We start from the raw sequence: 21,383 nt of genomic DNA on the forward strand, positions 1-21,383 counted from the left end.
AATAGGCGCATGTTAACCGCCCTGATCAGGACCATGCGCCCGCGCCAATGGACAAAGAATGTCTTTATCTTTGCCGCGCTGGTGTTCGATAAACAACTGCTTAGTGCCGATTCGTTCCTGCGGACTCTGGCAGGTTTCGCGCTGTTCTGTTTGATCTCCTCCAGCGTGTACATCTTCAACGACCTCGCGGATGTGGAGGCAGACCGCCAGCACCCCGAAAAGAAGAACCGGCCGATTGCGTCCGGCAAACTTCCCGTCAACGTTGCGTGGTTCGCCGGCATTGCGCTGGTCGTGATCACATTTTCGTTTTCATATTTATTAACACCCGGCTTTGAAGCGGTTGTTATCATTTACTTCCTGCTCAACATGGCATACACAAAATGGCTCAAGCACATTCCGATTATAGATGTGCTGGTCATTGCGGCAGGGTTTGTCTTGCGGGTGCATGCGGGTGTCACCTTGATTTCCGTCGAGCGATTTTCCCCCTGGCTGTATGTGGTCATGACATTGCTTTCGCTCTTCCTCGGTTTTGGAAAACGCCGCGCCGAACTCGCCTTGCTCGCGCATGGCGCTGGCTCGCACCGAAAAGTGCTGGACGGTTACACCCTGCCGCTGATCGACCAATACATCATGATTGTTTCAGGCACGACCATTGTGGCGTATTCGCTTTACACGTTCTCCGCACCCAACGTGCCGGACAACCACAGCATGATGCTTACCATTCCGTTCGTGGTGTATGCGATCTTTCGCTATCTCTATCTTATTCACGTCGAGGATGCAGGCGGCGCGCCGGAGGAAATTTTGCTGACAGACCGCCCGTTTCAGATCACCATGATCCTTTGGGGGGCAGCCGTTCTGACGATCTTCTACCTCTCGTGAAAGCATCCGCGCCCGGCAAGATCATCCTGTTCGGCGAGCATGCCGTTGTCTATACCCGCCCCGCGCTCGCGGTTCCTGTCACGCAGGTTCATGTGGAGGTGGAAGTCTCGGACTCGGCTGCCAGCGGGATTTGGATCCATGCCCCCAGCATTGACCTGCATGCCGAACTCTCCACGCTTCCTTCCGACCATCCCATTGGTTCGGTTATCCTGAAACTTTTTCACCTCTTTGAAATTTCCCAAGCACCTAATCTTGAATTGCATATTTCATCCACCATCCCCGTCGCCTCGGGACTTGGTTCCGGTGCGGCGGTCTCGGTTGCATTGATCCGCGCGCTCTCCCCTCACCTTGCCTACCCCCTGGCCAATGAACAAGTTAACAACCTCGTCTACGAAATCGAGAAGCTCCATCACGGCACGCCGTCGGGGATCGATAACACGGTGATCACGTACAACATGCCCGTTTACTTTATCAAAGGCCAGCCGATCGAAACCTTCAAGGCGGGCAGACCCTTCAGCATTGTTATTGGCGACACGGGCATCCCCGCGCCGACGCGGGAATCCGTGGGCGATGTGCGCCGTTTATGGCTGGAGGATACAGATCGCTTTGAGGATATTTTCAATCAGATCGGGCAGATCTCATTGAGGGCGCGCCGCGCAATTGAAGACGGCCAGCCTGAATTACTCGGCGCGTTGATGGATAAAAATCATGTGCTCTTGCAGCACTTAACCGTCTCTTCGCCCGAGTTGGATAAACTTGTCACCGCCGCAAGGGAGGCCGGCGCGCTCGGCGCAAAACTCAGCGGCGGAGGTCGCGGGGGAAATATGATCGCGCTGGTGAATCAGGCGTCGGCGGAGTCGGTGGCGGGGACGTTAATGTCCGCTGGTGCGAAACGGACGCTCATCACGGAAGTTGGTTAGCATCGAAATGAATCTCCTTGTACTCAAACTGATTCTTGCGCCGGTCATCATTGGATCTGCCAGCCTTGCGGGTCGCCGTTGGGGACCTGCTGTCAGCGGTTGGATCGTGGGCATGCCGCTTACCTCGGGACCGGTGATCTTTTTTGTGGCGCTCAGCCATGGCGCATCCTTTGCGGCGAATGCGTCGTTGGGAGTGATCAGCGGCGGACTCTCCCTTGTTGCCTATGCCCTGACGTATTCGTGGCTTGCCACGCGGTTTCGCTGGCCTATCTCCATTGCGGGGAGTCTGTTCATCTTTTCGTTGAGCACACGCTTTTTGCAAAATACCACAGTTTCGCTCCTGCCGATCTTTGTGATGGTTGGTTTGGCGATTCTGGTAGGTTTGTGGTTCATGCCCAATGATGCGGTGGTGAAAAATGACGATGCCCAATTAAGCCAATGGGATATCCCCGTGCGGATTTTTATCGGCACAAGTTTCATCCTGCTGCTGACAGGCATTGCGCCGCTCATCGGCTCGCGGATGACGGGACTGTTGACGACGATTCCCCTGTATGTCACCATCCTGTCCATTTTCGCTCACCGTGATCATGGGGCGGCTGCGGCAGCGCACGTCATGCGTGGATTGCTGTATGGGATGTTCGCCTTCATTGGTTTTTTCCTTATACTCAGCCTGCTGATTGAAAAAACAAGCCTGGGTATTTCCTTTGGAGCCGCGCTTTTGACCGCGCTGTCAGTTCAGGGAACGTCGCTGTTTGTGTTGAGAAAACTACACAAGTAATTTGCCATCTATGCAATGGAAACAAACATGATTAACCCCGAATTTAATATGGTACGCAGATGAACGCTGATTGACGCTGATAAAAACAAACAAATCAGCGTTTTCTGCATACATCAGCGTCCCTTTTGTTCTTAAAAACGAACTCACCCGCGAAACCTTAATTTCGGGGTGAGTCATGTTATTCAGGATCTTTCTTCTACAACTCTGCCGCCCGCCTCTCGATGCGATCCTTCGTCCGCGCAATGAACTCGCCGAGCGGAATATTATTCTGCTGGCTGCCGTCGCGCACGCGCAGCGAGATCTGTCCCGCGTCCATTTCGTTGTTGCCGACCACGATCATGTACGGGACTTTCATCAACTGTGCCTGGCGGATCTTGGCGTTCATGCGCTGCGCGGACACATCCGCACTGGCGCGGATGCCGTTCCCGCGCAGTTCCCTGGCGATCTTCTCCACGTATTCGTTCTGCCCGTCCGTGATGGAGATGACGCGCACCTGTTCCGGCGAAAGCCAGACGGGGAAGTTGCCCGCGTAATGCTCGAGCAGGAAACCGATCATGCGCTCATGCGTGGAGAGCGGCGCGCGGTGGATGCACAGCGGCATTTCATCCTGCCCGTCCTTGTTCGTGAACTTCAGGTCAAAGCGCTGAGGTTGTGCAAAGTCCACTTGATTCGTGGCAAGCGAGAACTCGCGCCCGATCACGCTCCAGACCTGCACGTCGATCTTGGGACCGTAGAACGCGGCTTCATCCTCGACTTCCACGAAGGGAATGTCCCCGTTCAACATCGCGCGGCGCACCATCTCCTCTGTCTTCAGCCACAGGCGTTCGTTGTCCACGTACTTCTTGCCGAGCCCCGCCTTGCTGTGTTTCGAAAAGCGCATGACGTACTTCTCGATACCGAATAAATCGAAGTATTTAAGATAGAGCTTCACCACGTCCAGAAATTCCTGCTCGAACTGATCTTCCGTGACGTAGATGTGGGCGTCGTTCATCTGCATCGAGCGGACGCGCATCAAGCCGAACAGCTCGCCTGATTTTTCGTAGCGATAGCACGTCCCATATTCCGCAAGGCGGACGGGCAGGTCGCGGTAGGAGCGTCCCTTCGAGCCGAAGATCTTGTGATGCATCGGGCAGTTCATCGGCTTGACGTAGTACTTCACGCCCTCCAACTCCATCGGCGGGTACATGCTTTCGGCGTAGTACGGCAGGTGTCCCGAGCGGATGAACAGGTCTTCCTTCGTCACACTCGGCGTCTTGACGCGGTCATAGCCAGCCTTTTCTTCCATTTCCTTGGCGAGCTTTTCCAATTCTTCGATGATGATTCCGCCGTTGGGAAGCCACAAAGGCAGACCGGGTCCCACCTCCTCATCGAAGATGAAGATCTCCAGATCCTTGCCCAGCTTGCGATGGTCGCGCTTCTTCGCCTCCTCCAGCTGGTGGAGGTATTCCTCGAGCTGTTTTTTATTTTCCCACGCCGTGCCATACAGGCGCTGGAGCTGTTTGTTGTTCTCGTCGCCGCGCCAATAGGCACCCGCAACGGACATCAACTTGAAGGCATCCTGCTTGATCTCCTTCGTGTTCGCCACATGCGGACCGCGGCACAGGTCCGTGAATGTATCCTGCTGATAGATGGAGATCTCAGGCTTCTCGTTCAGCGGCTCCCCGTATTCGTCGAAGCCGCCTTGTTCCAGGCCCTCGATCAATTCCAATTTATACGGCTGGTCGGCAAAGATCTTCTTCGCCTGCTCCGCAGAGATGACCGTTTTCTTGAACTCATGCCTGCCCTGCACGATCTGGCGCATCCGCTTTTCGATCTGCTCCAGATCTTCGGGCGTCAGATTGCGCGGCAGGTCGAAGTCGTAATAAAAACCATTTTCGACGGGCGGCCCGATTGTGGGTTTCCCATCCGGGAACAACTCCAGTACAGCCTGTGCCATGACATGCGCTGCCGAGTGACGGATCTTATACAAATACGAATCTTCGTATCTTTCCATGCCTTGTTGTAACATTTTCGCTTCCTTTCTCAATCTGGTTTGTTCCTGCTTCGGGGACATGTTCGCGTCTCAGAGGGAAGCAGACAAACCTCCGAGGCGCCGACGAGTGTGGGTAGTCATGGCGACCTCCTTAAACAAAAATCCTCGCCCGAACACGGGGCGAGAATACAATTCACGCGGTTCCACCCGACTTGTCCCGAGCCACGCGAGGGATCTCCTCAACTCGAAACATCTCTTGGGCCTCTAACGGAGCCACCCGTTCAACCTACTTGCTAAAAGCTAATCGCTAACAGCTTTCGATCTTACGCTCGCGAGTGGTTTTCGCTGGCTGTCTCTGGTCGAGGCTCTCAACTGTCAGCCTGGACTCTCTGTCAGATCACCGGACCAGCTACTCGTCCCGGTCGAAGCGTTTTCATTATGGGCAGAATTATATGCCGATTCGGATGACTGTCAAGCGCGGATATGATATTCTTGCGGTATGTTCACGAACATCCGTAAGGCAACCCCGCAGGATGCGAAAATCCTCTCCGACCTGTGCAGGGACGTGCAGACCATCCATGCCGAACACCACGCAGATATTTTCAAACTGCCGCAGTCTGCGGATTTTGCGGCCACGTTCTTCGAGAAGATGCTCGCAGACGAGACCGTTCACATTTTCATCGCGGAGAACAACGGGGAGGCGCTGGGGTACATCCTATGCAAGTTGATCGAGCGCGAGGAGACCGTGTTCACGTTTGCGATGCGCTACCTGCTCGTGGACCAGATCTCCGTCGGACCCGAGGCGCGCGGAGGCGGTGTGGGGAGCGTGTTGATGGCGCACGCTGACGACTTGGCGGACGAGTTGGGCGTCTCGATGATCCAATTGGATTCGTGGGCGTTCAACACGGGGGCACATAAATTCTTCGAACGGGAGGGGTTTCAAAAGTTCAACCACCGCTTCTGGCGCAGGAAATAAAAAAGCCCCAAAAGGAGCTTTTTTGTGGGCGAGATAGGGCTCGAACCTACGACCTTCGCGATGTCAACGCGATGCTCTAACCAACTGAGCTACCCGCCCGAACAGGCACACATTATAACGAAAGTGGCTAATTTTGGCAATAAATATTATTAAACCTTTAATGATGCCTGTAGAGCTTCTTTGAGTTCAGATAGTGCATTTTTTGCCATTGTAATACCTAATTCAGTAGGGTTTCTCTTTTTTAATATTATATTCTTTGCTGATACAGGAAAAAATTTTTTTCTGTATTCGTCATATGTAAATGATAGTTTACTCGTATTAGGCTTGATGTCTTTTTTAGTTTTCATTATTAACTATCGCTTTCATTTGAATAGTAATTTGAAAAAAAATGATGATTGAGGTCGGATGGAAAGTAATGTTTTCTCTTAATCCATACAAACCCATCTCCTTTCGATATTACTGCAACATCAATTGGACCACCTACAGTTTCTCTGTCCATTGATACACGACGTTTAAATGAAGTTAAATTTACCAATGACTCTGCCATAGCCGCAAGTTCGTCTTTAGGCAGTGACGCTACAGTCGAGATAATTGGCTCAATATAATTTTCTCTTCTATATTGTAGCAGTTCTTCATTAAATTTCCTTAAACTTTTTTCGCCTTGACCTAAAAGAGTCTCAAGAATCGTCTTTTTTTGCTCATCACTCAGACCGGTCACCAACAGGTTTTCAACCAGCGTCTGTGGATATTGTTCAAAAAATTTCTTAAGATATCCTTCGATTAGTTGCTTGTAATCAGGGTCAACTCCTTCCATAAATGTGTAGACCATTTCTTGCTGAGCAAATGGAACAATTGTTGCTTCATTGTTTTGATTTATTATTGCATCTGATTGTATTTTGTATTTTATTCAGGTTAACTGAAGTTGCCTAACAGAAAGACCGGCGGCATGAAAGAAGCCAAGAAGTAAGTCTGGTCGACGACGCAAGCGAGCAAAACCACGATCAAGCATTGAGCGAATCTCCTCTTTAGAAGTTGGACGAGCATTTCTGAGATGTTGTTTAACATTTCCGTGACAATACTCTTCCGGATTGAGCTGTGGAGCGTAAGCAGGTAACTCTTCAATCATGATCTCAGGATGCTGGCAGAGATAAGCTTTGGTGAGCTTGCTAAGATGAATACGGGCTCGATCCCAGATCAAGATGATTTTTCCAGGTACCTGCCTACGGAGGTGTTCAAGTGCCTCAATCAAGTTATCGCTTTTTATCGAACCTTCAAAACATTTCTTGTAGATCTTGCCTGTAAGTGTCAGCGCTACGGCTGTCGATAGCGCTCGACGATCTTTGGTTACCCGTCGAAAAACGGGTCTCTTGCCAGTCCGAGCCCACGTCGTAGCCAATATTTCTTGAAAGGAGAACCCAAATTCATCCCAAAATACGATTTTTGCTTTGAGACGATGTGACTTTTTTTATCCTTGGCCAATCTCCTAGCAACCAAGCTTCCACTAACTCTTTTTCCTGTTCAATAGCCTGTGGCATTGGCTTTTGTGGACTGAAACCTAGTTTGCGCAACAATCGATTGAGGTAATTCGGATGATAAGTGACATCAAATTCTCTTTTGATCAATTTTTGGACACGGTCCAATGTCCAGCGATCAGTTGGATATCCATTCGCCAAAGCCCCTCGTTCCAGCTTCCTCTTTAAGCTTTGCTTTTGTGGATTACTCAACTTCGGCTCGCTACCAGCCGCTTTTCTTTTTTGGAGTCCGCGCATACCTTTTGTTTCTATGATTCTGGCCCATTGGCCGACCGTGGCCCGGCTTACTCCGAGGTGTCTTGAGATTTCGGCTTTTGACATTTTTCCAGCTTTCAACAGCCGTCCACCTTCAAGCCGTCTTTCTTCCATTTGTTCTCGGGTTAGGTATGATGGTTTCCATGTCATACCGACTATTGTAAATCAATCTAAGTAAACCTGAATAAGTATCCATTAATCACTCCATCTATGCTGATTGAATATAAAGCGGGAAATATCTCATCGTTTCCAAAGCCAGCTATGACAACCCCAGAAGTGCTATTGACAAACACATCTTTTACACAGAAGAGAAAACCAACTTCTTTCAGTCTGCTTAGAGTGTTTTGGTCAAATGGCAATTCTTCAAAGACATCATCAATAACTTTATCGAGCGTCTTTTTGTATATTTTTTTGATTTTTGATAAATAATTTTTAGGAAAACAGGTTAAATCATCTTCAGATGTTATCAGTTCATAATGCCTATCAACCACTGTCTTTGCTACATTTGTTATTTCGTTTTGCTCAATTTCCCCTTTTTCGTGAGTGATTTTTTCTATTTTCTCGTCAATTTCCGAGTAAATATAATTGAAAAAAAAGCCGGCAACGTTTAAGTAAAAGTGGTTTTCTTGTTCGGATGGAGAAAAGAATTTACACAAGAAACTGGTGAAGTCGGACGTATATTGATGTAGAGTTTTAAAGACTCTTTTGCCTAGTTTTTTTCGATAGATTTTTATTATTGTTTCCCAGGGAACATGATGTAATTGAGAATTCCCATAAATCATTATTCCTACTGGGTGATGTCGTGACAGCATAAATAATTTGTTCGCAGTGTTGTAGATTTTCTTTAAGTCGCCTCTGTTTGCTATGGTTACGGCGCTATCAGCAGCTAATGCAATGCCCATTTTGTTCATAATTGCAATTTCTGCGGTCATGATGACTTCCTCCAAATACAAGTATACAGGAGAAAGCTTATTTGCCAAAGAGATGGTTTTCTTTCCTTGCGGTATAATCCCTTCGCCATGGTCCGCAGAAAAGCGCCCGAAGACCTGTCCGTCGAAGAACTCCGCCGCCTGCTGGTGGAGAAGCGCCGCGGCGCGCGCAAGGAACGGCTGGACCACTACCGCCGCACGGGGCGGGTTGTTTCCGTTGCGCCTGATTTTGACTTTGACGCATCTCAATCCGCGCCCGTAATTGATACTACAGAAGGCACCGAATCCACGCCAACGCCTGTTCCCGCCAGCCCGCGCCGCAGGTTTTTAGACCGTGTCCTTCTGGGTGTGGAAGTGCTCGCCGTGCTTGGCTTGGTGGCGGTCATCCTGAATGGTGTCGGTTTGCTCCGCACGCTCAATGATGAAGTCGTCGCCGCGCTTAACCCGGCCACCATCGTCCCAACGCCGTTGGTGATGGCAGTGGTCTTGCCGTCCGGTCACGTCCCGCCGGATGCGCAGGGGAATACACGCCCCAACGAGGCGGAAATCCCCGCCCACTTGCTGCCAATGGTGCAATCGCTGGCAAACATCCCCATCCCAACTGCCGCGCCGGCCCAGGCTGTCCGCATCCAGATCCCTGCGATCAATGTGGATGCGCCCGTCGTTCAGGGCGATGGCTGGGAACAGCTCAAGAAGGGAGTCGGTCAATATGTCGGCTCCCCGGATCCGGGTCGTGATGGAAACGTGGTGCTTTCGGCGCATAACGATGTCTATGGCGAGATCTTCCGCTATCTGGACAGGCTCGTGCCCGGCGATCAGGTCATCATCTACACCCAGCAGCGCCAGTTCACCTACATCGTGGACCGCACCGTTCTGGTTGAACCAACCGCCGTGGAAGTGATGGCGTCCACCGGCGCGCCGACCGTTACGCTCATCTCATGCTACCCATACCTTGTCAATGATCAGCGCATTGTGGTTTTTGCGCGATTACAAAATTAGGAGAGAAAAATGGCCAGGAAAAACAAACGCCCCACACCCGTCATGGTGGTCAACACGCCGCCCCAGAAGTTCGAGTTCAACCCAGATTACAGCATGATAAAAAAGGACCTCAGACGCATCGGCACGCTGGCGGGCTTCTTTATCCTTGTGCTTGTGGTGCTTTCGTTCTTTTTGAAATAAGCCGCATAAACCCAACTCAAAAACAAAAAGAGGAAGGGCTGTCTTCTGGTCTTTCCTCTTTTTGTTGCAGCCATAATTTCCATCCTCATGACCGTTCCTTCCAGCCACGAGATTTCCCTTGAAAAACTCACCTACGGCGGCGATGCCATGGGGCGCCTCCCGGACGGACGAGCTGTCTTTGTTCCGTTTGGCCTGCCGGGGGAACGGATACGCCTGCATTTGACCCATGAAAAGCAGGGTTTCGCGCGCGGTGAATTGATCGGGATCCTGCAGGCATCGCCGGACCGGATCGAGTCGAAATGCAAACACTTCACCCAATGCGGCGGATGCCACTACCAAAACCTGTCGTATGAAAACCAATTGGTCGCAAAAACTGAAATCCTGCACGACCAGCTCCAGCGCATTGGAAAGATTCAAAGTCCACCCGTCAAACCAATGGTCGCATCCCCGCTCGAATGGAATTATCGCAACCATATGCAATTCCACCTCACCGAGGACGGCAAACCCGGTTTCATCGACTCAAAGGGGGATTCGGTTTTCCCCATTGAAGAATGCCATTTGCCTGAAGCAGGAATCGATGATCTCTGGCATGATTTGCAATTTGAATCAAAACTGAATCTCGAGCGGGTCTCCCTGCGTTCCGGGCTGGACGACGAATTATTGCTCGTGCTCGAATCTGATACAGAGGAAACACCTGAAATCGAAATCGAGGCAGATATTTCCGTGGTGCATATCCATGAAGATCATTCTGTCATCATCGCGGGACAGGATCATTTCTTCATCAATATCCTTGAAAAAGATTTCCGAGTCTCAGCCGGTTCTTTTTTTCAGGTCAACACAAAAATGACGCAGAAAATGGTCGTGCATCTGCTCGCGAAACTGCCCGCCGCATCAACAGCAATATTATTGGATGTCTATTGCGGCGCCGGGCTGTTCAGCAAATTCCTTGCGCCAAAATATGCGAAGGTCATCGGCATTGAAGCATCTCCCTCCGCCTGCGAGGATTTTGTTTTTAATCTTGATGAATTCGATAACGTGGAATTATACGAAGGCGCGGCCGGGCAGATTCTCCCTGCATTGGTCACTCAGATGGAGAGTCCGGTTCACATGATCGTCGATCCTCCCCGCGCAGGGATCGAAAAACACGCCCTCGATGCCATCCTCAAGATCAAACCCCACATCATGGCATATGTCTCATGCGACCCGTCCACGCTGGCGCGCGACGCGGCACGCCTCGTCAACGGCGGCTATCGTTTGGTGGAAGTGACCCCCTTTGATCTCTTCCCGCAAACCTACCACATCGAGTCGATCTCGATCTTCGAACTCGCGTAATCATGCTCAAGCCGCTTGGCGATTCTGCACTGCTGATCCAGCTTGGTGACGGGATCAACCCTGCACTAAATCAGCGTGTTCACGCGCTCAAAGTGCTTTTGCAAACGAATCCAATCCGGGGCCTGCGTGAAATTGTCCCCGCCTATTCAACGGTATTAATTCACTATGATCCGCTGGTGTTGACATTCGATCAAGCCGCTCAATGGCTGCGGGATAAAATGACCCGGCTGGATGATTCCTTTCAGCGTACGCCTCGCAGGCTCGAGGTCCCGCTGCGATACGGCGGCGCTTCCGGTGTGGATCTGGAAACTGTCGCAGTCTCGAAAGGCATTTCCCCCGCTGATGTGGCCCGCATCCACAGTGAACGCGACTACACCGTGTACATGATGGGGTTTGCGCCGGGCTTCCCCTACATGGGTATCCTCGACGAACGGCTGATCATGCCGCGCATGGAAACACCGCGCACACATGTAAAAGCCGGCACGGTTGCCATCGCCGGCTCGCAGACCGGAATCTATCCGCTCGAATCCCCCGGCGGCTGGCATCTGATTGGCTGGACGCCGCTCAAATTATTTGACCCGGCTAGCGAAACGCCATTTCTTTTTTCACCGGGGGATATCGTAAAGTTCGTTCCTATTGAGGATGACCATGCTTGAAGTTCTGGATGTTTCCGGTCTGGTCACATTTCAAGATTCAGGCAGGTATGGATGGCAAAGCTATGGCGTACCCGTTTCAGGTCCAATGGACTGGTTCGCATATCGCACCGCGAATTCCCTGATGGACAATCCGCCAGATGCAGTCGTGATCGAAATGGGGTTGGGCGATACAACCCTTCGTGCAAGACGCGATTGCGTGCTGGCGGTCACCGGTGCAGGCTTTGAAGTTGAAAACTATGTTTGGACATTCCCGTTGTGGACTTCGTTTTACGTCCGTGCAGGCTGGCATGTGCGTGTGAAGAAAATAAGCGGAGGCAATTGGGCATATCTTGCCATTGCTGGCGGGTTTGAGACGGGATCTGTTCTGGATTCGAAATCCACCTATCTGCGGGGCGGACTTGGGTCGGCCATCCGCACAGGGGATATTCTGCAAGCAGGAAGACCTTCAATTGAATTGTCAAAACTTGCGGCGCGAAATTTTCCGGTTGGGGAGCATATGGAATACAGCCGCTCTCCTGAGATCGAAGTGATTCCGGGCCCACAGGCGGGTGGGTTTACAAAAGAGGGCATCCAAACTTTTTATGGCGGCGAATACAGATTGAGTACATCCTTCGACCGCATGGGGTATCGTCTGGAGGGAAAATCCATTTCGCATTCTGCAAGTGATGAATTAATTTCCGAAGGGATGACGATGGGCAGCATCCAAATCACGGCCGGTGGACAGCCCATCGTCATGATGGCGGATTCTCCCACCACGGGCGGCTATCCCAAGATCGCCAACGTTATCCGCACGGATCTGCCGCTGCTGGCGCAGTGTGAAGCGGGCAGGAGTAAAATTCGTTTTCGAGAAACTACCGTGGAAGAAGCGCAGGAGAAATACCGTAAAATGATCGTGTCATTGCGAGGGCGTTAACCCGGGGGAATCCCTGTATAAAATGAAGATGACTTCGCTTGCCACCGCTCTCACGCAACGACAGGAAGGCGGCTGATGAAAATCGACCTAAACTGCGACCTCGGCGAAGGCATTGGCAATGACGAAGCCATCATGCCATACATCACATCGGCAAATATTGCCTCTGGATTTCATGCAGGCGATGAGCAAACCATGTGCGAGACGGTTCGATTGGCAAAGCGATTCGGTGTGAATGTGGGTGCACATCCGGGCTGGAAAGATCGTGAAAATTTCGGGCGGCGGGAGATGAGTGTTCCGGCTGAGGAAGTTGAAGCGCTGGTATGGGAACAGATTCGTGCCCTGGCGGAAATTGCAAAAGCGGAAGGCGTGGAGTTGACCCATGTCAAGCCGCATGGAGCCTTATACAACCAGGCTGCGGGGAATGGTACATTGGCAGAGGCCATTGTGCGGGCGGTAAAAAGAGTCAGTGTGGAATTGGTTCTGGTTGGGCTGGCAGGCTCGGCCTTGTGTGAGGCGGGTGTCGAACTGGGATTAAGGGTCGCGGCGGAGGGATTCCCGGACCGGGGCTACAACCCCGACGGGACGTTGATGTCCCGCAACCAGGCGGGCGCGTTGATCGAGTCGCCTGGGGAGGTGGCCAAGAATGCGTTGAAGCTGATCAACGACGGGATTTTATTTGCGGAGAAAATCGTAGGCGTCGATACGCTGTGCCTGCATGGCGATCATCCAAACGCCGCGCAGAACGCAAAGCTGCTGCGGGGGATTTTGATTAGAAATGGAATTGAAGTTGCGGGGTTGAAATAAAACCGTCCCTGCGAGGCCATGGATCTCGCAGGGACGGAAGCCTACCTTTCCGAGATCACAATCAATTTGTCTTCAGGCGCAAAGATAACCCGTTCCGATTTCTTCGGGTTGGTATGCACGCCGTAGGATTTTTCGATGGTGCGGCTTTCGTTCATCAGACGGTAGCCGATGGCGGTTTCACCGCGCCGCTTTGCGGCTTCGGTGACGGTGTAGAAGTTGACCGGCTGACCGGTTGCAACATACTCCCGGATGGGTTTGAGATAGATCTCCGCCCCCTCGGGGTTAAACATGTTTTCGAAGATGTGCATGAGTTCGGCGTTCTCGGAAAGCTGGGCCAGCATCAAACTGATCAGGTGGTTGCTGACGATGAAATCATCCACTTTGGCGGCTTCGGCGAGTTCGCGGTTTCGAAGGTCTAGCATCTCGCTGACAATGGAAAAGGGCGTCTGGTCGCGTTCGACGATATTCCGCAGATGCAGGAGCGTGACGAGTGTAATGGCGTCCGCTTCCTGCGGCGCGAGGTGATTGTATGCCAGCACGATGACATGGTCATACTCTGTGACTTCCAGTTTTTCGAGCAGGTCGCGGTCACGGATATCGCCTTCCTGCACGCTTAGTTTTTGATTGGCCAGTTTCCCAATGTCGCTGCGAATCTGGTTTTCAAGATCTTGGATGTCTGAAACAACGGTCAATTGTGAACCGTTTGGGACGTAGTAATCCAGCTGTCGGATGATATTTCCGCCCGAACGGTTCCAGCCGAGGATCAATGTCCGCTCAGGCCTGGGCTTGGATGACCTTCCATGTTTCAGGATCAGGCTTTCGTCCAGCGGGATGCGGGAAAGGTTCGAAAGTTTGATCCTGTCATCATCCTCGGCGATCGCAAAGATCTGGTCACCGGATTGGATGCGCGTGTTCATGGGCGGGTTCATTTCAACCATGCCGTTCACTGTGCGGATGCCCATCACCGCGCAGGCTTCGAATGCCAGCAGGGCTTCGCCATAGGTCTTGCCGGAGAGGTTGGGTTCCTGTGTGAAATAGATTTCATCACCGTCGAAGTTCATCAACTCGGTGTAGACGGTGGAGAGCCCGCTTTGGCGTGAGGTCTGCGCCACCACGCGCGCGATCACGTCCGTGGCGAGGATCGGCTGCACAATGTCCTGTACGGCGAGCATCTCGATGACATTCAGGTTTTTCGAGTCGTTGAGCTGCGTCACGATATGGTACGCCTTGTTGCGGCGGTTCGGGTTGTTGGTGACTGCCAGTACGGATTTGATGACGTGCGTGTCGGAATCATCGCCTTCCGCAAGGATGATGATCGAACGGGCCGTGTGCGGGCTGACGATTTCGAGATCGTTCAAGTCAATGGGATTGCCCGAGCGGCAGATGACCCGCGTATTCCTTGTGTGCGGCAGGCGTTCCTTGATCGCATCCTCCATTTCGACCTTGTCCTGGCCCGCCAATATCACGATGACTGCGCCGTTTTTGCGATTCTCGTTCGCCAGTACCAGTTCGGAAATGACGGTGAAGATTTGCGGCGTCCAGCCGAGGATGAGGGTGTGGTCGCTCTCCAGCACCACCGAGCGTCCCTTGCGGAGTTGTTCAATGCGGCTTTCAAGTCCGTTGCTTAGAATGCCAATCAGTGTGGATACAATGAAAATGCCGCCCAATGTGACCAGAAGCATGACCACGCGGAAACCGGGACCCGTATCGCCGCCCATCGTGCCGGCATCCAGGGTGCGCATGAGACTCATCCAGGCCGCCTCGCCGAAGGTGACCTCCGCCTCGTCATCCATGACGATGTGCCCGATGCGGATGACCGCGGCGGCAAGGAAAATGATCACCAGCGAAATGACGGCCAGCCCGCCGATCAACGCAGCCGTTCCGCGCGACATGTAGTTGTCGAACCAGTATTGAAACCTTTGTTTTAATGTCGGTTTTTTCATTTTCTCTCCTTGCGCCCATCCAAATTTGGTTTATTATAAAAGCAAACGTTTCCCCAACCATGGGTAATTTGACCCATGTACCCCTCTGCCCATCCTTAGGAAACTATCATCTTTTGCATGTAACATCAAACCGGCATGCAGAGTCTATTTCATGCCGGAAGTATTCATTTTATCGAGTGAGGTGACCCATGTTCCAATTCGAAGGTTTGGACCGCCGCAAGGAGGAGGAGCGCATCCGCGCGGAAGGGCGGCTTCCGCCCGGACAGTCTTTGACGCAAAAATTCCCCGTCCTGCATTATGGGCCGGTGCCGATGTTCGATGCCGCCACATGGGAGCTGCGCATTTGGGGGGAGGTGGAGGAGGAAAAGCGCTGGAGCTGGGATGAGTTCAACCAGCTGCCGCGCACGTCCGTCAAAATGGACCTGCATTGTGTCACGCGCTGGAGCAAATTCGATACCACCTGGGAGGGTGTTTCCTTGAAAACGCTGGTGGAGAATGGCGTGATCAAGATCAAACCGACCGCCACGTATGTGATGCAGCACGCGGAATACGGTTTTACTGTTAATTTACCGCTTGCGGTGGTCCTGCAGGATAACTTCCTGCTGGCGACGCATTTTAACGGTGAACCGATCACGCCTGACCATGGGTATCCGTTGCGGGGCATGGTGGGCTATATCCCCGGGCGCGAAGACCTTGAAACCCCGTATTTGTGGAAGGGCGCCAAGTGGCTGAGGTCCCTGGAGTTCATGCTGCAGGATAAACGCGGGTTTTGGGAACAGGCAGGTTATCACAACCGCGCAGATGTCTGGCGCGAGGAACGGTTTGGATAATAAAAAACGGTTCGGATTTTCGTCCGAACCGTTTTTATATTCATCTACGGCCTTGCGCCGAGAGTGATGTTCACATCCACCCTTTCATTCTTGCGCAATACGGTCAGAACGACCGTCTCGTTGGGAGATTTGTTGGCAACAAGGTACGAGAGCATTTCGTCGAAGGTGCGGGTTGGGCGTCCGTCAATGGCCACGATCAGGTCACCGCCGCCAAGCAGGCCGGGAATGTTGGTGGGGGTGGTGCCTGCAATGATCCCCGCCTTCTCCGCGGGACCGCCGGGCACCACCCCGGTGACATATGCGCCCGCATATTCCGTTAAGCCAAGCGCGTTGACCATGTCCAGGCTGAGGGTGTTGATGGATGAAATACCCATGAAGGGATAATCATATTTTCCCTTCTCGATCAAAACGGGGGTCACGCGTTTGACGATGTTGATCGAAATCGCAAACCCGATGCCCGAATTGACGGGTTGACCGGTCTCGGTAAAATTCGTGGTGCGGATGGCGCGGTTGACGCCGACCACTTCGCCGTGGATGTTGAAAAGCGGACCGCCGGAGTTGCCGGGGTTGATGGCCGCATCGGTTTGGATGATGTCACCGGCGCTGAATGAATTGCCCTCCGGCGAGGTATTGGCTGAGTCCAATGTGCGGCCCAGCGCGGAGATGATGCCGACCGTCATGGTGCTGTTCAAACCAAAGGGGTTGCCAATGGCTACCACGGTCTGGCCAACTTTCAGCGAGTCTGAATCGCCGAGCGGGAGCGGGAAAAGTTCGCCAGCCGGCGCATCCACTTTGACGATGGCGATGTCGGAATCCCGATCCGTCCCGATCACGGTTCCGTATGCCTTGAAGCCCGAAGTGAAACGGACCTCCACAGTTTGCGCACCTTCGATCACGTGGTAGTTCGTGATGATATGCCCCTGTCTGTCGTAGACAAAACCGGATCCCTGTCCCTGATCCGTGAAGATCGCAACCGTTCCCGCGCTGACATTTTCATAAAGCAGGACGAGGCCTTCCTGCTGCATGGCGGGATTGACCACGTTGGTATCAACGGGCACGGAAGAGGGCGGGACTGTTTCAATCGCCACGGCGGGGGGCTGGACCTGCCCGGTGAAAGACGGGGTCTGACATGCCAGCATGGCAAGCATCACCATCAGAAAAGCAAGGATGCCTTTTTTTGTTTTCATAAATGCTCCTGTCATTAACCTTAAAACTTTATGCGGGACGCTTCCTCGATGAGTTCCCTCTGCCTAGACGACAGGTACTTTGGAATCTGTACCTTCAATTTCACATACAGGTCACCTTTTGGGTTGTTCTTTTGCAAATGAGGCATCCCGCGTCCCGCCAGCCGAAAGACCTGGTCGGGCTGTGTGCCGGCCGGGATGCTCAACTTGACCCTGCCCGCGGGCGTTTCAACCTGTGTTTCGCCGCCAAGGATCAACGTAAAGATGCTGACGGGGGATGTCGTGGTCAGGTCGTACCCGTCGCGCTCGAAGCGGCCATCCTCCTCGACCTGTATGACAAGGTAGAGATCGAGTCCTTCCGGTCCCGCGCCTGCCACCCGCACTTTGGAGCCGGTCTTCACCCCGGCGGGGATGCGTACCTGAAGTTTGCGGCGGTTCGTTTGCAACTGGCGGGTTGTGCCTTCGTAGGCCTCCTGAAAGCTGATCTGTGCTTCCTGTTGATATCCCTGCTGTGCGGCCTGGCTGCGCGCCGAGGAACGCACGGCCTCCCCAAAGATGGTGCGAAAGAAATCAGAGAAGCTACCGCCCGCAAATGGATCTTCCGCATTTCCATGGCCCCTTTGTTGACCGCCCTGCTGAAACCAGTCATCCCATTGGAAATCGCCTGGCCGGCCGCCGCTGGTGCGGAAGTTCGAATAGGCGCTGCCCAGCTGGTCGTAGCGGGAACGCTTTTGCTCGTCACTCAAGACCTGGTACGCCTCGTTGATTTCCTTGAATTTTTCCTCGGCTTTTTTATCACCGGGGTTCTTATCCGGGTGATATTGCATTGCCAGTTTACGATACGCCTTGCGGATATCGTCCACGCCGGCTTTGCGGCTTACGCCAAGGATCTTATAATAATCTTTGTATTCCATGCCGCTATTATTATCCCTGCGCAGGTTGTGAGTCAAGCGTCCGCATAGTACACTTACGTAATTCTAACCTGCCCTTTTACAGGCGGGACAGCCGAAATAACATCCTTAAAGGAAAAGATGGGAAAACCATGAAATCAATCTGTGTTTTTTGCGGGTCATCCGATGCGGTTCATGCAGACTATAAGACTGCCGCATTTCACTTGGGCGTGACCCTCGCCCAAAGAGGCATCCGCCTGATCTACGGCGGCGGCAGGACGGGCTTGATGGGCGAAGTGGCAAATGGGACTTTGTCCGCCGGCGGCGAGGTGATCGGTGTCATCATCCCCTCCATGAATACGCCGGCGCTCGCCCATACCGGTCTCACCCGCATGGAGGTGGCTCCCGACATGCACGGCCGCAAGGCGCGCATGCACGAGCTCGCGGACGGCTACATTGCCCTGCCCGGCGGATTCGGCACTTGGGACGAACTCTTTGAGACCATCACCTGGGCGCAGACCGGCGCGCATGAAAAGCCGGTGGGTTTGCTGAACGTGAAACAATATTATGATCCCCTGCTGGCGGCCATGGACCATGCCGTGGCGGAAGGCTTCGTCTTCTCTGAACATCGAAAATCCGTGTTCTGCGAATCGACACCCGATGAATTATTGGAAAAGATGGCGAAGTACCAACATCCGCGCGGGGCGGTGAAGAGATGGTTGAAGGAGAGTTAATATGTCATTGCGAGGGCTGGGTTTCGATACGCGCTTCGCGCTACTCAACCAACAGCCCTCGCAATGACATCTATGCTGTCAATATGATCGGCTCATTCCTGGTGACGATGATGGTGTGTTCGAATTGGGCGGCGATGGTGCGGTCCACTGTGCGCAGGGACCAGCCGTCTTTTTCCTCGACGATGCGTCCGCGCCCGGTGGTGAGGAAAGGCTCGATGGCAAGCACCAGCCCTTCGTTAAGGGTGCGGCGGTCATCGGGTTTGTGGAAATTGTAAATGGCGGAGGGGTCCTCGTGCAGGGATTTTCCGATCCCGTGTCCCGTCAGATCATAGATGACATTGTAGCCTTTTCGTTTGGCTTCATTTTGAATCGTCCTGCCGATCCCGTTGAGCGGCGCGCCCGCTTTCGCGGCCTGGACGGCTTTGTTCAAGGCGGATTTTGCCGCCTCGAACATTTTCTCGATTTCGGGGATGCGTTTGGCGACGACCATCGAAGCACCGGTGTCGCCGAAGTAGCCGTCCAGCTCGGCGGAGACATCGATGTTGATCAGGTCGCCTGCCTGCAAGACATAACTGCCGGGGATGCCGTGCGCGATGACGGGCGAGATGCTGATGCAGGTGGCGCCGGGGAATTTATACATGGCTTGCGGCGCGGATTTCGCACCCTCCTTTTTTAGAAACTCACTTCCGATGTCATCGAGTTCGGCGGTGGTCATGCCGGGCCTGGCATGCTTCATCATTTTTTTCAACGTCAGCGCGCAAATTTTGCCGATGGCTTTCAGATGCTTGATGTCGTTTTCAGAGTCGGCGGTCATTGCTTCCTGGATTCTCTTTCGATGGTTTCGCGGTGTTCCTGAAAGTGCTCGGTGGTGTTGCCCAGCACCCACAATAATAGCGGACGCTTTTCGGGGTCCTCGGCGTGACGCGGCTTCATCAGGTCGTCGAAACTCATGGAGTTGAGCTTCGCTGTCAACTGGACGTATGCCTGTTTCAACATCCCCATCACTTCGCGGCGCGGACGGTTCCTGTTCCGTTCGAACAATACGGGATTGATGACTTCCATATCCCAGCCCTTGACGATGTCCTTTGCAACGCCGATGACTTCATGCGCGGGACGCTTGTCCATGTGGCAGCCCATCAGGATGTTCATCCATTCGGCGAGGTGGGCGAGGTTATCCCTGGGCGACCATCCGCCCGCATCCGGCGCGGACATTTGCTCGTCGGTCAGCGATTCGGCGAGTTCGATCAGGGCTTTCCACTCCCGCTCGATGGCAGTCATTAATTCCTGTTTATCGCCGGGCATCCATTGCTCGGTCATTTAGTTTCTCCTGTAAACCTTCAACCTTCCAATCTTTCAACGATTACTTTCCTCAACTCCGCCTGCACGGACTCCCACGCCTGCCCCGCATTCACCACCACCCAGCGTTGCGGTTCGGATTTCACCATCTCCAAATACCCTGCGCGGACTCGGCGATGGAATTCAATGGTGTAGGCATCCAGGCGATTCCACTCGTTATCTTTCTTCTTTCTTCTTAGCCCCACCTCCACATCGAGGTCGAGCAGGATGGTCAGGTCGGGGGTCAAGCCGCCTGTTGCGTATTTGACCAATGCGCGGATGTCCTCCAGATTCTGCTGATGCCCATAACCCTGATAGGCGATGGTGGAATCATAATAGCGGTCGGAGATGACGATCTCGCCGTCCGCCAGGCGCGGCTGGATGACCTGCTCCACGATCTGGGCGCGCGCGGCCTGGTAAAGCAAGGTCTCCGTGCGCGGATGCATCTCCGCATTTTTCATGTCATGCAGAATATCGCGGACCTGCTCGCTGATGGAGGTTCCGCCCGGTTCGCGGGTGGGAAAGACGGTATATCCCTTCTCGCGCAGAAATTCAACGAGATGGGGAATATGGGATGTTTTTCCCGAGCCTTCGGGTCCTTCGAGGGTGATGAACATTTTAGCGATTAGCTTTTAGCGGTTAGCTTTTAGCCAAGTGCTAATTGCCAACCGCTAAAAGCTTTTTACTCCCTGAATATTCTCACATGCCGTCTCGGCTCCTTGCCATAGGAATGGGAAACCAATTCGGCATTCGCGTGCCATTTCGTGCTGGATGCGGTGCACGAGCGACGGACCCGCTAAAACAAGACTTCCGATTCCGCTGGGACCTCGGAAGTCTTTTGAACCACTTTATCTTGAAGCCGCCGTCCCTTGCGAAATCTTGGTCGCCTTCAAAATCAGGCGCAGGGCCTCATTGACGGCTTCATCGCTGGGGAACGCCTTTGCAATATCCGGCTCCAACACGACAACATTACTCCCGATCCTGCGTTTCGGGTCGAAACGTCCGCGCGGCAGGACGGTCATTTTCGAAAGGTCATATTCCTTTCGCAGTTCGTAATCATCCTGTTTCTTCGTAGAATTTTTCTTCATGTTTCGTCGCCTTTCTGGCACTGATTATGCGGATGCGATTTTCTCGTTCGGTATGTGCCACCAATAAAAGTCTGGTTTTGTTCGAGATGCCGATGGTGATATAGCGTTCTTCGTCGTCGGAGTGTTCGTAATCCAGCAGGGTAATGAACATAGGGTCATCGAAAACCGAACTCGCTTCATCGAAAGCGACTTCGTGTTTCTGAAGATTCTTTTGCGCTTTTTGGGGATCCCACTCGAACTCAGGTTTCATGATG

Annotated in this window: 26 protein-coding genes and 1 tRNA gene; 12 read left to right on the forward strand and 15 right to left on the reverse strand. The window is 52.9% G+C overall.

Annotated elements, in window-relative coordinates:
* Positions 1-9: 9 nt before the first annotated feature.
* From QY332_03005 to QY332_03015, 3 genes are read left to right on the forward strand one after another with little or no spacing between them, the layout of a single operon-like run.
* Positions 10-879, forward strand: coding sequence for a decaprenyl-phosphate phosphoribosyltransferase (locus QY332_03005; GenBank protein WKZ36892.1), 870 nt, complete (start codon positions 10-12; stop codon positions 877-879).
* On the forward strand, positions 876-1,799 hold the full coding sequence (gene mvk / locus QY332_03010) for a mevalonate kinase (GenBank protein WKZ36893.1): 924 nt from the start codon (positions 876-878) through the stop codon (positions 1,797-1,799). The genes QY332_03005 and mvk overlap by 4 nt, the downstream gene beginning before the upstream one ends.
* 7 nt (positions 1,800-1,806) lie before the next feature.
* Positions 1,807-2,577: a hypothetical protein gene (locus QY332_03015; GenBank protein ID WKZ36894.1), complete on the forward strand. Its 771-nt coding sequence runs from the start codon at positions 1,807-1,809 to the stop codon at positions 2,575-2,577.
* A 196-nt stretch (positions 2,578-2,773) separates the two neighbouring features.
* Here QY332_03015 and thrS read toward each other — a convergent pair whose 3' ends face one another.
* Positions 2,774-4,585, reverse strand: a complete 1,812-nt coding sequence (gene thrS, locus QY332_03020) for a threonine--tRNA ligase (GenBank protein ID WKZ36895.1) — start codon at positions 4,583-4,585, stop codon at positions 2,774-2,776.
* Positions 4,586-5,048: 463 nt separating this feature from the next.
* On the opposite strand from thrS, the gene QY332_03025 reads away from it, so the two are divergent.
* Positions 5,049-5,525 (forward strand): GNAT family N-acetyltransferase, encoded by a 477-nt coding sequence (locus QY332_03025; GenBank protein WKZ36896.1) that lies wholly within the window; start codon positions 5,049-5,051, stop codon positions 5,523-5,525.
* A gap of 25 nt (positions 5,526-5,550) precedes the next feature.
* Here the strand turns inward: QY332_03025 and QY332_03030 are convergent.
* From QY332_03030 to QY332_03055, 6 genes are all read right to left on the reverse strand, one after another.
* Positions 5,551-5,624, reverse strand: a tRNA-Val gene (locus QY332_03030).
* 50 nt (positions 5,625-5,674) lie between these two features.
* Entirely contained in the window at positions 5,675-5,872 is a 198-nt protein-coding gene (locus QY332_03035; GenBank protein ID WKZ36897.1) for a hypothetical protein, read from the reverse strand.
* Positions 5,873-5,874: 2 nt separating this feature from the next.
* Complete coding sequence (locus tag QY332_03040) at positions 5,875-6,339, reverse strand: hypothetical protein (protein ID WKZ36898.1); 465 nt, start codon at positions 6,337-6,339, stop codon at positions 5,875-5,877.
* 93 nt (positions 6,340-6,432) lie between these two features.
* On the reverse strand, positions 6,433-6,921 hold the full coding sequence (locus tag QY332_03045; GenBank protein WKZ36899.1) for a transposase: 489 nt from the start codon (positions 6,919-6,921) through the stop codon (positions 6,433-6,435).
* Between the two features lie 25 nt (positions 6,922-6,946).
* Positions 6,947-7,426: a winged helix-turn-helix domain-containing protein gene (locus tag QY332_03050; protein WKZ36900.1), complete on the reverse strand. Its 480-nt coding sequence runs from the start codon at positions 7,424-7,426 to the stop codon at positions 6,947-6,949.
* 56 nt (positions 7,427-7,482) lie between these two features.
* The gene (locus tag QY332_03055; protein ID WKZ36901.1) at positions 7,483-8,244 is read right to left on the reverse strand and encodes a hypothetical protein; all 762 of its coding nucleotides are present in this window, start codon (positions 8,242-8,244) and stop codon (positions 7,483-7,485) included.
* Positions 8,245-8,331: 87 nt separating this feature from the next.
* Here QY332_03055 and QY332_03060 point away from each other — a divergent pair, with 87 nt between their 5' ends.
* The 6 genes from QY332_03060 (at position 8,332) to QY332_03085 (ending at position 13,125) form a co-directional block, all read left to right on the forward strand.
* Complete coding sequence (locus QY332_03060; GenBank protein WKZ36902.1) at positions 8,332-9,240, forward strand: class D sortase; 909 nt, start codon at positions 8,332-8,334, stop codon at positions 9,238-9,240.
* 9 nt (positions 9,241-9,249) lie between these two features.
* Positions 9,250-9,420 carry a hypothetical protein gene (locus QY332_03065; protein WKZ36903.1) on the forward strand — a complete coding sequence of 57 codons (171 nt, stop codon included), beginning with the start codon at positions 9,250-9,252 and terminating at the stop codon, positions 9,418-9,420.
* An 87-nt stretch (positions 9,421-9,507) separates the two neighbouring features.
* Positions 9,508-10,752, forward strand: a complete 1,245-nt coding sequence (locus QY332_03070) for a class I SAM-dependent RNA methyltransferase (GenBank protein WKZ36904.1) — start codon at positions 9,508-9,510, stop codon at positions 10,750-10,752.
* 2 nt (positions 10,753-10,754) lie between these two features.
* Positions 10,755-11,408: a 5-oxoprolinase subunit PxpB gene (gene pxpB, locus QY332_03075; GenBank protein ID WKZ36905.1), complete on the forward strand. Its 654-nt coding sequence runs from the start codon at positions 10,755-10,757 to the stop codon at positions 11,406-11,408.
* Positions 11,401-12,321, forward strand: coding sequence for a biotin-dependent carboxyltransferase family protein (locus QY332_03080; protein WKZ36906.1), 921 nt, complete (start codon positions 11,401-11,403; stop codon positions 12,319-12,321). Before pxpB ends, QY332_03080 begins: the two co-directional genes overlap by 8 nt.
* Before the next feature lie 75 nt (positions 12,322-12,396).
* On the forward strand, positions 12,397-13,125 hold the full coding sequence (locus QY332_03085; GenBank protein ID WKZ36907.1) for a 5-oxoprolinase subunit PxpA: 729 nt from the start codon (positions 12,397-12,399) through the stop codon (positions 13,123-13,125).
* A 41-nt stretch (positions 13,126-13,166) separates the two neighbouring features.
* Here QY332_03085 and QY332_03090 read toward each other — a convergent pair whose 3' ends face one another.
* On the reverse strand, positions 13,167-15,068 hold the full coding sequence (locus QY332_03090) for an NAD-binding protein (protein ID WKZ36908.1): 1,902 nt from the start codon (positions 15,066-15,068) through the stop codon (positions 13,167-13,169).
* Between the two features lie 188 nt (positions 15,069-15,256).
* Here QY332_03090 and QY332_03095 point away from each other — a divergent pair, with 188 nt between their 5' ends.
* Positions 15,257-15,898: a sulfite oxidase-like oxidoreductase gene (locus QY332_03095; GenBank protein ID WKZ36909.1), complete on the forward strand. Its 642-nt coding sequence runs from the start codon at positions 15,257-15,259 to the stop codon at positions 15,896-15,898.
* Positions 15,899-15,942: 44 nt separating this feature from the next.
* Here the strand turns inward: QY332_03095 and QY332_03100 are convergent, their stop codons facing one another.
* Both QY332_03100 and QY332_03105 read right to left on the reverse strand, forming a co-directional pair.
* Positions 15,943-17,085 carry a trypsin-like peptidase domain-containing protein gene (locus QY332_03100; protein ID WKZ36910.1) on the reverse strand — a complete coding sequence of 381 codons (1,143 nt, stop codon included), beginning with the start codon at positions 17,083-17,085 and terminating at the stop codon, positions 15,943-15,945.
* Positions 17,086-17,105: 20 nt separating this feature from the next.
* Entirely contained in the window at positions 17,106-17,996 is an 891-nt protein-coding gene (locus QY332_03105; GenBank protein ID WKZ36911.1) for a J domain-containing protein, read from the reverse strand.
* 128 nt (positions 17,997-18,124) lie between these two features.
* Here QY332_03105 and QY332_03110 point away from each other — a divergent pair, with 128 nt between their 5' ends.
* Positions 18,125-18,706 (forward strand): TIGR00730 family Rossman fold protein, encoded by a 582-nt coding sequence (locus tag QY332_03110; protein ID WKZ36912.1) that lies wholly within the window; start codon positions 18,125-18,127, stop codon positions 18,704-18,706.
* Between the two features lie 70 nt (positions 18,707-18,776).
* On the opposite strand, the gene map is transcribed toward QY332_03110, so the two are convergent.
* The 5 genes from map to QY332_03135 form a co-directional block, all read right to left on the reverse strand.
* On the reverse strand, positions 18,777-19,520 hold the full coding sequence (gene map / locus QY332_03115) for a type I methionyl aminopeptidase (GenBank protein ID WKZ36913.1): 744 nt from the start codon (positions 19,518-19,520) through the stop codon (positions 18,777-18,779).
* Entirely contained in the window at positions 19,517-20,023 is a 507-nt protein-coding gene (locus tag QY332_03120; protein WKZ36914.1) for a ClbS/DfsB family four-helix bundle protein, read from the reverse strand. The genes map and QY332_03120 overlap by 4 nt, the downstream gene beginning before the upstream one ends.
* A gap of 20 nt (positions 20,024-20,043) precedes the next feature.
* Positions 20,044-20,658 (reverse strand): dTMP kinase, encoded by a 615-nt coding sequence (gene tmk, locus QY332_03125; protein ID WKZ36915.1) that lies wholly within the window; start codon positions 20,656-20,658, stop codon positions 20,044-20,046.
* 231 nt (positions 20,659-20,889) lie between these two features.
* Positions 20,890-21,129: a hypothetical protein gene (locus QY332_03130; GenBank protein WKZ36916.1), complete on the reverse strand. Its 240-nt coding sequence runs from the start codon at positions 21,127-21,129 to the stop codon at positions 20,890-20,892.
* A complete protein-coding gene (locus QY332_03135; GenBank protein ID WKZ36917.1) occupies positions 21,098-21,379 on the reverse strand; it encodes a BrnT family toxin in 282 nt (93 codons plus the stop codon). Before QY332_03135 ends, QY332_03130 begins: the two co-directional genes overlap by 32 nt.
* Positions 21,380-21,383: the final 4 nt, after the last annotated feature.

The sequence above is a fragment of the Anaerolineales bacterium genome, from assembly GCA_030583885.1.
Lineage (GTDB): Bacteria > Chloroflexota > Anaerolineae > Anaerolineales > Villigracilaceae > Villigracilis.